This is a genomic window from Nonomuraea sp. NPDC049152 (assembly GCF_040648355.1).
Classification (GTDB): Bacteria; Actinomycetota; Actinomycetes; order Streptosporangiales; family Streptosporangiaceae; genus Nonomuraea.
The window spans coordinates 85382-98405 of record NZ_JBEZDO010000015.1; the positions used below are offsets into that span (position 1 = coordinate 85382).

Sequence of the window (13024 nt, forward strand, 5' to 3'; positions counted from 1 at the left end):
ACACGTCGCCTCCACTCTCTGGGGTGTGGCTAAAACTTAGGGGAACTTGTACAAACAAGGCCAGACCTAGTAAGTCGCATAAACGTTGCTTTTTCATGAACGGGAGGGGTCGTGAATGGCCGCGCGCTATGAACACATCGCCGCTGAGCTGCGTGACGAGATTCTCGCAGGTGTTCACCCTGTAGGTGCCCAGTTGCCTTCGGAGGCGGAGCTCGCTGCGCGCTATTCGGCGGCCAGGGGCACCGTACGGCAGGCCGTGGCCGTACTGGCCGCGGAGGGCCTGGTGGGCTCGCGCCAGGGCGCGCGGCGCATCGTGCTGGGCGGCGAGCGCAGCCAGAGCTTCGCCGAGCTGCACAGTTTCGCCCAGTGGGCCAAGTCCAAGGGGCACACGGTGGGCGGCGAGGTGCTCGGCCAGCGCCGCCGCAGGGCGGGTCCCGCGGAGGCGGTCAGGCTCAGCACCACCGAGGTGCTCGAGGTGCTCAGGCTGCGCACACTGGAGGGCGAGCCCGTGCTGCTGGAGCGGACCGTCTACGCCTCGTGGATCGCCCCCGCCGTCGAGGCGCTGCCCTCCGACTGCGAGTCGGTCACTCAGGCGCTCTACGACCGGGTCGGCCTGGTCTTCGCCTACGGCGAGCACCTCATCGACGCGGTCGCGGCGGGCACCGAGGACGCCCGCCTGCTCGGGGTCAGGCGCGGCAGCCCGCTCCTGCGCCAGCGCAGGATCACCACCACCCAGGAGGGCCGCCCCGTCGAGTGGTCGGACGACCGCTACAGGGCCGGCAGCGTCGCCTTCAGCATCCGCAACTCGATCGGCGCCAACCCGCTCACTCGGCTTGCGCTCCCATGACTTCGAACATATGCTCGAAGTAGCGCCCGACTTCCCCCGGGTGGCTCAGCAAGTGACCCAGAGCCACGGGGAGAAGAAGCGTCTTGAGCAGACTCTACGGCGATCCGATAGAGGTGTGGACCAGGGAGGGCCAGCCGACCCAGTTCGTCTGGCGTGATCGGCTCTACCTCGTTCGTCGCGTCCTCGACCAGTGGGTGGTGGCCCGTGAATGGTGGAAGACCAGCGAAGGCGACCCGGGCGAACGCCGGTTCTGGCGCGTCGAGGCCAGTCCGGGGCGTGAGCGCGGCTCCTACGAGCTGCGCTTCGACACCGCCGGCGGGGGCTGGCTGCTGCTGAGGGCGTGGGACTGATGCTCTCCTTCCCGCACCTGCACGTGAGCTCCGCCTACTCGATGCGGTACGGCACCGCCTTCCCCCAAGCCCTGGTACGGCGGGCGGCCGAGCACGGGATGGACATCCTCGCGCTGACCGACCGCGACGGGCTCTACGGGGCGCTCAAGCACGCCCAGGCCTGCATGGACGCGAGGATCTCGCCGGTGTTCGGCGTCGACTTCGCGCTCGACGCGGCCGCCGCCTTCGACCCCGTTCCGCCGGGCGACCCTGCCGCCTACGGGCCACTGTCCGGCTCGCACAGGTCCGCCGCTCCCGGTGGAGCCTCCGGCGGTCGCGGGCCAGGTGGCCGAGTGCCCGCTTCCGGTCCGCGGGAGGCGCGCCCGCGGACCGGGCCCGACGCCGAGGACAGGGTCACCGTGCTGGCCCGCTCCGGCGGGTGGTCCAGGCTGTGCCGCCTGGTCACCGCCGCCCACTACGCCGGCGCCCGCGGCGAGCCGCAGGTGACCCGCGACCTGGTCGCCGAATGGGCCGCGGGCTCCGGCAGCCCCGCCCAGGACCCGGCGAGGCCCCAGGGCGCCGGCCTCACCACCCCCGCCGCGAACCAGGCGAGGCCCAGGACCGCGCCGACGGGCCGTCCGGGCGGAAGGGAGAGGGGCGGGGCGTTCGGCGCGGACGACGGGCTGGTCGTGCTGCTCGGGCCGAGGTCCGACGTGGGCCGCGCGGTGGCCGCCAGGCGCGACGAGCAGGCCAGGGCGCTGCTGAACCTCTGGCGTTCCCAGGTGCGCGGCGTGGTGATCGAGCTGGTCGACCAGTACGGCTACCGCGACGCCACCACCGCCGTCCGCATGCTCTCCCTCGCCGAGGAGTTCGGCGTGCCCGCCGTACTCACGAACGCGGTCAGGTACCTCGACCCCGCCGACCACCAGGTGGGCGACGTGCTCGACGCGGCGCGCCAGCTCGTCCCCCTGCACCCCCGCCACCTGGACAGGAGCACCTCCCACGCCTACCTCAAGGGCGGCGACGAGATGCGCAGGGTCGCCCACAAGATCTGCGGCGGCGACCAGTCGCGCGCCAACAGGCTCCTGTACACCACGCGCGCCCTCGCCGAGGCGTGCGTGATCGACCCGAGGCGGCTGCTCGCCCTGAGCAGCGACCCGCCCGACCTGCACCTGCCCGAGATCGGCAGGGACCCGGTCCCGCTGCTGCGCCACCGCTGCGAGGACGGGCTCGCCGACCGGGGCCTGCGCGGGTCGGGGGAGGCCCGCGACCGCCTCGAAGCCGAGCTGGCCATCATCGAGAAGAAACGGCTGTCCGGATACTTCATGGCCGTCGTCGGCATCACCGACCAGATCCGGCACATGGGCATCCGCTGCGCCATCCGCGGCTCGGGCGCGGGCAGCCTGGTCAACTACCTCATCGGCATCGGCGAGGTGAACCCGCTCCACCACGGCCTGCTCATGGAGCGCTTCCTGTCCGAGGGTCGCATCGGCCTGCCCGACATCGACATCGACGTGGAGTCCGCGCGCCGCCTCGACTGCTACAAGGCGATCTACGACATGTACGGCGAGTCGCGCGTGGCCTGCGTGTCCATGATGGAGACCTACCGGGCCCGCAGCGCCCTGCGCGACGTGGGCGGCGCGATGGGCCTGCCGCCGCACGAGATCGACGCCATCGCCAAGGCGTTCCCGCACATCCGCGCCCGCCAGATCACCGCCTCGCTGAAGGACCTGCCCGAGCTGCGCGAGAGCAGGCTCGACGAGTCCGGGCTCGGCAGGGTGTTCGAGCTGGCGGAGAAGCTCGACGGGCTGCCCAGGCACATCGCGCTGCACCCGTGCGGGGTGCTGGTCGGCAACGCGGGCCTGCGCGACCGCACCCCCGTCGAGCGCAGCGCGCTCGACTTCCCCATGTCGCAGTTCGACAAGGACGACGTGGAGGAGGCGGGGCTGCTCAAGCTCGACGTGCTCGGCGTGCGGATGCAGTCGGCGATGGCCTACACGCTGACCGAGATCAAGCGGGTCGACGACGTGGACGTCGAGCTCGACGCCGTCCCGCAGGACGACGAGCGGACCTACGACATGATCTGCGCCAGCCGTACGCTCGGCTGCTTCCAGATCGAGTCGCCAGGGCAGCGCGAGCTGGTCGCCAAGCTGGAGCCCCGCACGATGGACGACCTGATCGTCGACATCTCGCTGTTCAGGCCGGGGCCCGTCAACTCCGACATGGTCACGCCCTATCTGGAGTCGCGGCACGGCTGGCGGGCCGCCTCCTACCCGCACCCCCGCCTGCGCGCGGCCCTCGCCGAGACCAACGGGGTCGTCGTCTTCCACGAACAGGTCCTGAAGGTCATCGACGCCATGACCGGCGCAGGGCTGTCCGAGGCGGAGAAGATACGGCGCAGCCTCGGCGACCCCGTCCGGCGCGAGGCGTCGCGGCGGTGGTTCCTCGCCAACGTGCTGCCCGAGTACGACCAGGCGACGGTGGAACGGGCATGGCAGGTGCTGGACGCCTTCGGCGCCTTCGGGTTCTGCAAGGCCCACGCGGCGGCCTTCGCACTGCCGACCTACCAGTCGGCCTGGCTCAAGCGGCACCACGCGGCCGCCTTCTTCGCCGGGGTGCTCACCCACGAGCCCGGCATGTACCCGCAGCGGGTGATCATCGACGAGGCCAGGCAGTGCGGGGTGATGATCCTTCCCCTGGACGTCAACAAGTCGGCCAAGCACTGGACCGTCGAACGCGTCGGCCCGCCGCCGCTGCGCGTCAGCGTCCAGCCCTCCTCCCTGGATGGCGCCGACTACCGGCGGCGGGTGCGCGACTTCAAGGCCGAGGAGCTCGGCCGAGGGTACGGCTTGCGCGTGCCGTTCTCCGCGGTCAAGGGAGTGAGCGAGGCGGAGGTCGACAGGATGGTGGCGGGCCGGCCCTACACCTCGCTCGCCGACTTCTGGGACAGGGCCAGGCCCTCGCGTCCGGTCATCGAACGGCTGGTCCAGGTGGGCGGGTTCGACGCGCTCCACTCGCTGCGGCCAGGCGGCCCGCGCTGGCGGCCGGGGGAGCTGACGAGGCGCGACCTGATCGCCCAGGTGGGGGTGCTGGAGCGGGCCTCCGCCTCGGGCGTCAAGACCGGTCCTCCGCCCCGCAAGGGCTACACGCCACCCGCGGGCGGCGTTTCTCCCGGGACTGCGCGCTCACGGGACGGCTTCGCCGGCTCCTCGGGCAGGACGGGATCCGGGGACTCCTCGGGCAGAGCGGGTTCCGACTTCTCGGGCAGGGCGGGGTCCGACGGGAGCCGCGCGTCGGCGGCGCGGCAGGGGAGGTCGTCGCGCCATCAGGGGAAGGCGCAGGCGAGAGGCGAAACGGCGACGACCGCCGTGGCCGAGGAGCCGCGGATGGACGAGCCGCTCGCCGTACAGCTGCCCCTGGGGTTCGCCGAGCGCATCGAGCCCGGCGAGCTCCCTGAGATGACGGAGACCGAGATGGTCGAGGCGGAGCTGGAGATCCTCGGCATCGACATCAGCCGCCACGTGATGAGCTTCCACGACGCGCTGCTCGACGCCATCGGGGTGGTGCGTTCCAAGGATCTGCTCGCCCAGCGCAACGGCGCGGAGGTCCTGGTGGCGGGGGTCAAGGTCGCCACCCAGACTCCTGCGGTGCGGTCGGGCCGGCGGGTCATCTTCACCACCCTCGACGACTCCACCGGGCCCGTCGACCTGACCTTCTTCGAGTCGGTGCAGGGCAGGTGCGCCTCGACGGTGTTCGGGTCGTGGCTGATGGTCGCCAGGGGAGTGATCCGCCGCACGGGCACCCGAGCGATCTCCATGCGGGCCGTCGACTGCTGGAACCTCGTGGACCTCGACGCCGCGTGGCGCGCGAACGGCCTGGAGGCGGTCCTCGCGCTGCTCGACAGGCGAGGGGCCCACACGGAGGGCGTCGGCGGGCGCACCATCGAGTACGCGAACGGCTACCGCATCTCGCCCTACTCCGACATCGGCCCCACGCCCGGCGTCGTCACCCCGCCCCGCCGGCTCTGGCACGCCAGCCAGGGCAGCTCCGGCCCAACCCAAGCCGCCTGACCCCGCCCGGCAGGCGCCTACTCGAAGACCTCGTCCGCCGAACTGGCCACGGCGGCGCGCCGCGTCCACACGTCGAACTGCACAGGATCGGAGCAGGAGGTGATCCGCGCGCGGATCTCGTCGGAGACGGCGATGCCGCGCGCATCGAGCAACGTCAGCAGCAACGTGGCCTCGCCCAGCCAGGCCGAGGTGGACATCAACGCCTCCAGCACACGTCGCGCCGGGGCCGAAGCCATTATCGTCATCGAGGTCGTTGAGCCCCTTCAGGCAGGTCTCGCCGACCTCTTTCCACTCGCCATGAGCCATGACGGACAGCGCCGCGAGCGCGGGATCGGCGACCACCTGATGGGGATCAGTGAGCGTTACCTTGTGGCTGCACGCGATGGCATACGGAGGCAGCGCATCCCCGCATCCGAAAGGTCAGGAGATCATCGGGGCCGGGGTGAGGTGGTGAAGGCGGGAGGGGGCGGTCTGGACGCGGGTGACCTCGCGGACCGTGCACGCGCACAGCAGCGCCGCCACCGCCGTCACGCCGAGCTCCAGCCCGCTCAGCCCGGTCAGTTCACCCGACGACCCGCGCAGCGGCAGCCGTACCATCACCAGCGCCAGCGCCGTCAGCCAGCTCGCCCACCAGGTGGCCACCAGCGCGAGCCAGCGCCCTCTCCGGTCGTACGGCGGGCGGGCGCCCTTCCACACCTGGTCGACCAGCATGACGGGCGCGATCAGGTTGACGCCGGGCAGCAGCCACGCCGCCATCACGGGCCCCGAAGGGCTGGCGCCCTTGTTGGCGCGGCGGGCCCTGACCAGCCAGGTCAGGTAGGCGGACGCCGACGCGGCCAGGGTGCCGACCGCCAGCATCATCAGCACCGCGAACAGCGTGACGGCCCCGACCACGGCCTCGGCCCCCGGCGCCCGCGCGTCACCACCGAGCGTGACGATCTCGGCGGCGAGCCGCCTGCCGCGCACCTGGTCGAAGATCACTAGAGCGGTCATGGCGGCGAGCTGGGCGGCAAGGGTCACATAGACCGCCGAAGCCGATCGCTTCGCCGCGGAAGGAGCATGGCGCACGAATCTCTCCCCCCGTGGCACACATTGAGGTTCTGATTCACATGTATCCAGCCAGACCCCTCGCTAATCAGCTGACCACGCCTGACTCCCATGCCCACGCCGCGATCTCCACCCGGTTCCTGGCCCCGAGTTTGACCTGGATGCTGCCGAGGTGGGTCTTGACCGTGGACAGCGACACGAACAGCTCCGCGGCCACCTCCTGGTTGGTCCTGCCCCTGGCGACCAGCCGTACGACATCGAGCTCACGCTCGGTCAGCGGATCGTTGAGCGACCTGACCGCGCCCACGGCCGGCTGGGCGAGGTGTTGGAGCAGCCGTACGGTCACCGACGGTGACACCAGCGCGTCGCCGGCGGCCGCGGCCCTGACGGCCTCGATGAGCAGGGTGGGGCCGCTGTCCTTGAGCAGGAAGCCGGTCGCGCCCGAGCGGAGCGCCCCGTAGACGTACTCGTCGAGGTCGAAGGTGGTGACGATGACCACCCGCATGGGGTTCTCGACGCCCGGGCCCGCCAGGATCCTGGTCACCTCGATGCCGTCGAGCTTGGGCATCCTGATGTCGAGCAGGCACACGTCGGGGCGCAGCCGCCTGGCCGCCTCGACCGCGTCGGCTCCGTTGGCCACGGTGCCGACGACGTCGATGTCCTGCTGGGCGTCGAGGATCATCTGGAAGCCGGTGCGGACAAGTTCCTGGTCGTCGGCGATGAGCACGCGAATCGTCACACGGGAAAGCCTAACTTTCCGATCATCGTGGGATGAGCCGCCCTTCGAGGGGGCGGGGTTGCGAGAGATCGGCCGATCGGCTGATGGCGATCGGACGCACGGCCGATCCGCCGGCCGGGGTCCGCGCGGCAAGGTCGTCTGCATGAACGACGTACTTGCAGGCCGCGCGCTCGCCAAGCGCTTCGGCCAGACGGTGGCGCTGAACGGCGTGGACATCACCATCCAGGCGGGCGAAGCCGTGGCGATCATGGGCCCGAGCGGTTCGGGCAAGTCCACTCTGCTCCACTGCCTGGCCGGGATCATGAAGCCGGACGCGGGTGAGGTGCACCTGCTCGGCCAGCGCATCGACACGATGAAGGAGCGCGACCGCAGCGCCCTGCGCAGGACCAGGTTCGGGTTCGTGTTCCAGTTCGGCCAGCTCCTGCCCGAGCTGCCCGCCGAGGAGAACGTGGCGCTGCCTCTCATGCTCGGCAACGTGTCGAGGTCCGACGCGGTACGGCAGGCGAGGCAGTGGTTCGGCCCGCTCGGCCTCGGCGGCATGGAGGGGCGCAGGCCGGGCGAGCTGTCCGGTGGTCAGGCGCAGCGGGTGGCGATCGCCAGGGCGCTGGTGACCAAGCCCGCCGTGGTGTTCGCCGACGAGCCCACGGGCGCGCTCGACCAGAACACCGGCCACGACACGATGCGCCTGCTGGTGGAGGCCACCAAGCACAACGGCGCCTCGCTCATCGTGGTCACCCACGACCCGGGCGTGGCCGGCTGGTGCGGCCGTACGGTCGAGGTCCGCGACGGCAACCTGCTGCACAGCGCGGTGAGCCAGTGAGCAATCTCATGAGCCTCACCTGGCGCCTGCTCAGGGGCGGAGGGCGCAGGGGCATGCTGGGCACCTGGCTGACGCTGGGCGCGGTCGTCATCTCCACGGGTCTGCTGCTGTTCGCCGTCTCGGCCAACTTCGCCTTCCAGGGACGCGCCGAAAGGGGCGCGTGGCGCAACCCGGTCCAGACGACGGGCAAGGCGACGGCTGTCGAGGCGACGAGGGACGACTACGTCCAGGACAAGAAGATCACCGTCGTGGACCTGGCCGCGCTGGACCCGAAGGCCGACGTGCCGCCTGGGCTGCCGCGTTTCCCCGCTCCCGGCGAGACATGGTTGTCGCCCGCGCTGGCGGAGCTGGCCAGGCGGCTGCCCGCCGACCAGCTTGCCGACCGCTACGAGGACGTCAAGGGCGTGCTGGGCGACTCCGCCCTCGTCCATCCGGGGGAACTGGTCGCGGTGGTCGGCCACCGGGCCGACGACCCCGCCATGACCGGCACGCGCGGCGAGCCGGGGCGGGGCGGGGTGCCGCCGACCAAGGTCGAGACGCTCGCCGGCACGCCGACGGAGGACGCGCAGGCCTACCGCGTCCTCGCGCTCATCGCCAGCGTGCTCATGGTGGTGCCGCTGCTGGTGTTCGGCGGCGCCGCGGCGCGGCTGACCGTGGCCCGCCGTGACCAGCGCCTGGCCGCGCTCAGGCTGGTGGGCGCCTCTCCTGGCCAGGTGGTCGCGATGACCGTGGCCGAGGCCGTGATCGTCGCGTTCGCGGGGGCCGTGCTCGGCACCGTCCTGTACGGCGCGGCGGTCCCGCTGCTCACCGCCATCAGGATCGGCGGGGGGCCGTGGTTCGCGGGCGACCTGCTGCCGAACCCGCTCCTGGCGGCCGGCGTGCTGCTGGCCGTACCTCTGCTGGTGGGAGTGTCGGCGATCGTCGGCCTGCGCAGGGTCGTGGTCAGCCCGCTCGGCGTGGCCAAGCGGGAGACGCCGCCTGCCATGCGGTTCGTCAGGGTGCTGGCCCTGCTCGCGGTGCTGGCCGTGGTGCCCATGCTCAGCACGAGCGCCAGCGTGGGCGTGGTCGCGGTGGTGCTCGGCCTGGCGTTCCTGTGCATCAACCTGGTCGGCCCGTGGGTCGTCGGCCTCATCGGCAGGGTCACCGCGAAGCGCGCCAGGCGGCCCGCGAAGCTGCTGGCGGGCCGCAGGCTCGTGGACGACCCTCGCTCGGCGTGGCGGACGGTCAGCGGTGTGGCGCTGACCGGCTTCGTGGCGGGCTTCCTCGGGCTGCTCAGTCCCGGAGACGCGCTCGCGGGGCACGTCGCCGACGGCCGGCTCATGCTCGCCGTGCCCCAGGCCAAGGTGGCCGTGGTCGCGGACCAGGCGCGGGAGCGGCTGGAGAAGGCGGGCGTGAAGGCCACGGTGAAGAAGGAGAAGGGGCTCGTCATCGCCTCCGTCGGCGAGGCCGACGTGGACAAGGCGCGCACGGCGCTGGACGGGGTCGTTCCGGGGCATTCGGCCACCAGCGAGGCCGACGAGCAGCGCTTCACCAGCCAGCTCCTCGACGACATCGCCACGGGCACCGTGGTCGTGCTGTCGGTGTCCTTCCTCGTCGCGATCGCCAGCTCGGGAATCACCTCCGCCTCCTCGGTGCTGGACCGCCGCCAGACGTACGCGCTGCTACGACTGGCGGGCACTCCGCTGGAGGTGCTGGACAAGGCGCGCAGGTCGGAGACGCTGATCCCGCTCACGGTGATGGGCGGCGGCGCGATCGCGGTCGGCGTCTTCTGCGCCTCGCCGTTCATGCTGGCCTCGCCGAACGTCTCGGGCGCGATCACGCTGGCGGTCTGCGTCACCGCCGGGTTCGCGGGCGTGATCGGCGCGGGCGCGCTGAGCAGGCCGCTGCTGCGCTCGGTGACCGACGACCCCGCCCCGCGTCCCGACTAGCCGAGGACCAGGTCGCGGATGATCGTCAGGGATCGTTCGTCGCGCGGGCCCATCACCAGCAGGTTCGTCACCGGTGAGGCCCGCCACAGCTCCAGCCGTTCCCTGATCCTGCCGGGCGGGCCGACGAGCGAGATGCCGTCGGCCAGCTCGTCGGGAATGGCGTCGAAGGCCTCCTGCCTGCGTCCTTCCAGGTAGAGGGCCTGGATGCGCTCGGCGGCCTCCGCGTAGCCCATCCTGCCGATGATGTCGGCGTGGAAGTTGCGGGCCTTGGCGCCCATGCCGCCGATGTAGAGGGTGAGCATCATCTTCACCCCGTCGAGCGCGGCCCTGACGTCGTCGGTGACCATGACCATGACCATCGCCGCGACCTCGAAGCCCGTGGGGAACTTCCCGTAGAGCTCGGAGATCTTCGAGGGGAAGGTGAACAGCGGCAGCCAGCCCTCGGCGATCTCGGTGGCCAGCGCGACGTTCTTGGGGCCCTCCGCGCCGATGTAGACGGGGATGTCCTGGCGCAGCGGATGCGTGATGAGCTTCAGCGGCTTGCCCAGGCCGCCTGGTAGCGGGAGCGGGTAGTGCGGGCCCTCGTTCGCGACCGGCTCCTCGCGCCGCCAGACCTTGCGCATGATCTCGACGTACTCGCGGGTCCTGGCCAGGGGGCGCGGGAACGGCTGGCCGTACCAGCCCTCCACCACCTGCGGCCCCGAAGCGCCGATGCCGAGCAGCAGCCGCCCGCCGGTGAGGTGGTCGAGCGTCATCGCGGTCATCGCGGTGGCGACGGGCGTGCGGGCCGACAGCTGTACGACCGAGGTGCCGAGCTTGATCCTTCTGGTGCGCGCGCCGTACCAGGCGAGCGGGGTGAAGGCGTCGCTGCCGTAGGCCTCCGCGGTCCACACCGAGTCGTATCCGAGGCGCTCGGCCGCCTGTACGAGCTCGGTCGCGTCGTCGGCCTGACGCTGCCAGTAGCCCAGGTTCAGGCCTAACTTCATGCGATACCTCCCTAAATGAGAACAGGTTCTAATATTGTCCCGACAGGTGTCAATGAAATGAGTTCAGGGGAAGTTCAGCCTGTGCTGATGAAGCAGTTGCGTCGTCTGGCCGTGCTCCTGCTGTTGCTCCCGCTCGTAGCGGTACCGGCGGGCGCGGCGAGCGAAGCGCGGCCCAACATCGTGCTGATCCTGGCCGACGACCTCGAGTACGGCGTGCTGGAGCACTTCCCCACCATCACCAGCCAGCTGGTACGGCAGGGCGCCTCCTTCGACCACGCCTTCGTCACCAACTCCTGGTGCTGCCCTTCGAGGGCGTCGATCCTGCGCTCGCAGTACGTGCACAGCCACACCGTCTGGACCAACACCGCGCCGGAAGGCGGATTCGACCGCTTCTATACCGCAGGTCTGGACCGTTCCACTATCGGCACCTGGCTGCGAGGGGCGGGCTACCGGACCGGGCTGATGGGCAAGTACCTCAACCACTATCCGGGAGACAGCGCGCCCGCGACGTACGTCCCCCCGGGCTGGGACCAGTGGGCCGTGCCGGTCAAGCGGCTCTACGAGGAGTACGACTACACGCTCAACGAGAACGGGGAACTCGTCGACTACGCGTGGGGCGAGGAGGACTACCTCGAGGACGTGCTCGCCCGCAAGGCGAAGGACTTCGTCAGCGCGCCGGGCCCCCAGCCGTTCTTCCTCTACCTGGCGCCCGTCGCCCCGCACAATCCGGCCAACCCCGCCCGCCGCCACGCGGACGCCTTCCCCGAAGCGAAGGCGCCGCGCCCTCCGTCCTTCGACCAGCCCGACGTCTCGAAGGAACCGATGTGGATGCGCGAGCTGCCCAGGATCGGCCCGTCAGGCGCGGAGCACATCGACGAGCGCTACAGGTCGAGGCTGAGGGCCATGCTCGGTGTCGACGACATGGTCAACACCGTCGTCGGCGCCCTCCAGGCGGCGGGCAAACTCGACAACACCTACATCTTCCTGGCCTCCGACAACGGCTTCCACCTCGGGACGCACCGCCTGCGCCAGGGCAAGACCACGCCGTTCGAGGAGGCCATCAAGGTGCCGCTGGTGGTGCGCGGTCCAGGCATCGCGCCCGGCTCCACGATCGGCGCCATGGTCCAGACCGTCGACTACGCCCCCACCTTCGCCGAACTCGCCGGAGTGGCGCCGCCGGCCTTCTGTGAAGGGCGCTCGCTCGTCCCCCTGCTGCGCGGCGCCAGCCCGCCGGAGTGGCGGCGCAACGCGCTGATCGAGTTCGCCAGGCCGACCAACGCCAGCCTGGCCGAGCAGACGCGCGTGCCCGCCTACACGGCGCTGCGCACCGCCACGCACACCTATGTGAGGTACGTGACGGGGGAGACGCAGCTCTACGACCTGACCACCGACCCCCACGAGCTGAACAACCTGGCCGCGACCGCCGATCCAGCGCTGCTGCGCGATCTCCAGGCGCGCCTGGACCTGATGCGGACGTGCTCGGGCCCGACCTGCCGTACGGCCGACGTGTGGGGAGGTTAGGCCGAGCAGGTGATGGCGGCGGGCAGCTCGCCCGCGACGAAGGCGGCGGGGGAGACGCCCATCACCGAGCGGAACTCGGCCGTCAGGTGGGACTGGTCGTAGTAGCCCGCGTCGGCGGCGAGCGCGGCCCAGCCGCCCGTCGTGGCGCGGGCCAGCACGCCGCGCACCCTGTCGAGGCGGGCGAACCGCTTGGGCGGCACCCCGACCCCGCTCGTGAACAGCGTCCGCAGGTGGCGCTCGCTGATGCCGAGGTCCCTGGCCACGTCCGGGACCCTGGAGAACGGCAGGCGGTCGGCGGCCGCGTGCAGGAGCGCGGCCTGGGAGAGGTCGGAGGGCGCGGCGGCGGCGAGCCGGTCGAGCAGGGCCGTCTCGATCAGGTCCGCCTCGCCGCCGGGAGCGGCCGCCGCTTCCTCGGCCAGCCGATCGGCCGCGGGCCCCCACAGCTCGCGCAGCGGCACGATCCTGTCCACCAGTTCGGTGACCGGCACCCCGAGCGCCGCACGCGCCCTGCCTGGACGCAGCCGCACGGTGACGCAGCGGGACAGTTCCTTCGGGGCGAGATAGGTGGCCCGGGTGCGCGGGCCGAGCACCATGAGGTCGCTGCGCCCTTCGAGGGTGGTGCGGAAGGCCAGCATGGTGGCGGGATCCGGCTCGCGCACGTGCACCCCGCCCTCGCCGTCGGCCGCCGTCTCGCTGTTCTCCTCGACCCAGACGCTCATGGCCCCAGCCTAGGTGCC

11 protein-coding genes are annotated in these 13024 nt (G+C 71.4%); 6 read left to right on the forward strand and 5 right to left on the reverse strand.

Features of this window, described 5'->3' with window-relative positions; translation table 11 throughout:
* Window positions 1-115: 115 nt before the first annotated feature.
* The 3 genes from AB0B45_RS26340 (at window position 116) to dnaE (ending at window position 5246) form a co-directional block, all read left to right on the forward strand.
* Window positions 116-847 carry a GntR family transcriptional regulator gene (locus tag AB0B45_RS26340; protein ID WP_358135386.1) on the forward strand — a complete coding sequence of 244 codons (732 nt, stop codon included), beginning with the start codon at window positions 116-118 and terminating at the stop codon, window positions 845-847.
* Between the two features lie 83 nt (window positions 848-930).
* Window positions 931-1197: a DUF6504 family protein gene (locus AB0B45_RS26345; protein WP_358135388.1), complete on the forward strand. Its 267-nt coding sequence runs from the start codon at window positions 931-933 to the stop codon at window positions 1195-1197.
* Window positions 1197-5246: a DNA polymerase III subunit alpha gene (gene dnaE / locus AB0B45_RS26350; RefSeq protein WP_358135744.1), complete on the forward strand. Its 4050-nt coding sequence runs from the start codon at window positions 1197-1199 to the stop codon at window positions 5244-5246. Before AB0B45_RS26345 ends, dnaE begins: the two co-directional genes overlap by 1 nt.
* A gap of 17 nt (window positions 5247-5263) precedes the next feature.
* Here dnaE and AB0B45_RS26355 read toward each other — a convergent pair whose 3' ends face one another.
* From AB0B45_RS26355 to AB0B45_RS26365, 3 genes are all read right to left on the reverse strand, one after another.
* A complete protein-coding gene (locus AB0B45_RS26355) occupies window positions 5264-5482 on the reverse strand; it encodes a hypothetical protein (protein ID WP_358135391.1) in 219 nt (72 codons plus the stop codon).
* A gap of 184 nt (window positions 5483-5666) precedes the next feature.
* Window positions 5667-6314: a DUF4328 domain-containing protein gene (locus tag AB0B45_RS26360; protein ID WP_358135394.1), complete on the reverse strand. Its 648-nt coding sequence runs from the start codon at window positions 6312-6314 to the stop codon at window positions 5667-5669.
* A gap of 67 nt (window positions 6315-6381) precedes the next feature.
* Window positions 6382-7032: a response regulator transcription factor gene (locus AB0B45_RS26365; protein ID WP_358135397.1), complete on the reverse strand. Its 651-nt coding sequence runs from the start codon at window positions 7030-7032 to the stop codon at window positions 6382-6384.
* A 142-nt stretch (window positions 7033-7174) separates the two neighbouring features.
* On the opposite strand from AB0B45_RS26365, the gene AB0B45_RS26370 reads away from it, so the two are divergent.
* Together AB0B45_RS26370 and AB0B45_RS26375 are read left to right on the forward strand one after the other, a co-directional pair.
* Window positions 7175-7852 carry an ABC transporter ATP-binding protein gene (locus AB0B45_RS26370; RefSeq protein ID WP_358135400.1) on the forward strand — a complete coding sequence of 226 codons (678 nt, stop codon included), beginning with the start codon at window positions 7175-7177 and terminating at the stop codon, window positions 7850-7852.
* An 8-nt stretch (window positions 7853-7860) separates the two neighbouring features.
* Entirely contained in the window at window positions 7861-9780 is a 1920-nt protein-coding gene (locus tag AB0B45_RS26375; protein ID WP_358135403.1) for an ABC transporter permease, read from the forward strand.
* On the opposite strand, the gene AB0B45_RS26380 is transcribed toward AB0B45_RS26375, so the two are convergent.
* Window positions 9777-10766, reverse strand: a complete 990-nt coding sequence (locus AB0B45_RS26380) for an LLM class F420-dependent oxidoreductase (protein ID WP_358135406.1) — start codon at window positions 10764-10766, stop codon at window positions 9777-9779. The two genes, AB0B45_RS26375 and AB0B45_RS26380, sit on opposite strands and share 4 nt — an antisense overlap.
* Before the next feature lie 87 nt (window positions 10767-10853).
* On the opposite strand from AB0B45_RS26380, the gene AB0B45_RS26385 reads away from it, so the two are divergent.
* A complete protein-coding gene (locus AB0B45_RS26385; RefSeq protein WP_358135409.1) occupies window positions 10854-12287 on the forward strand; it encodes a sulfatase in 1434 nt (477 codons plus the stop codon).
* Here the strand turns inward: AB0B45_RS26385 and AB0B45_RS26390 are convergent.
* A complete protein-coding gene (locus AB0B45_RS26390) occupies window positions 12284-13006 on the reverse strand; it encodes a helix-turn-helix domain-containing protein (RefSeq protein WP_358135412.1) in 723 nt (240 codons plus the stop codon). The genes AB0B45_RS26385 and AB0B45_RS26390 overlap by 4 nt on opposite strands.
* Between the last annotated feature and the right edge of the window lie 18 nt (window positions 13007-13024).

Bases quoted from the DNA above. Each gene is read 5' to 3' on its own strand.
- AB0B45_RS26340 (WP_358135386.1), top strand. From the start codon at position 116: ATGGCCGCGCGCTATGAACACATCGCCGCTGAGCTGCGTGACGAGATT.
- dnaE (WP_358135744.1), top strand. From the start codon at position 1,197: ATGCTCTCCTTCCCGCACCTGCACGTGAGCTCCGCCTACTCGATGCGG.
- AB0B45_RS26355 (WP_358135391.1), bottom strand. From the start codon at position 5,482: ATGGCTTCGGCCCCGGCGCGACGTGTGCTGGAGGCGTTGATGTCCACC.
- AB0B45_RS26370 (WP_358135400.1), top strand. From the start codon at position 7,175: ATGAACGACGTACTTGCAGGCCGCGCGCTCGCCAAGCGCTTCGGCCAG.
- AB0B45_RS26375 (WP_358135403.1), top strand. From the start codon at position 7,861: ATGAGCCTCACCTGGCGCCTGCTCAGGGGCGGAGGGCGCAGGGGCATG.
- AB0B45_RS26380 (WP_358135406.1), bottom strand. From the start codon at position 10,766: ATGAAGTTAGGCCTGAACCTGGGCTACTGGCAGCGTCAGGCCGACGAC.
- AB0B45_RS26385 (WP_358135409.1), top strand. From the start codon at position 10,854: ATGAAGCAGTTGCGTCGTCTGGCCGTGCTCCTGCTGTTGCTCCCGCTC.
- AB0B45_RS26390 (WP_358135412.1), bottom strand. From the start codon at position 13,006: ATGAGCGTCTGGGTCGAGGAGAACAGCGAGACGGCGGCCGACGGCGAG.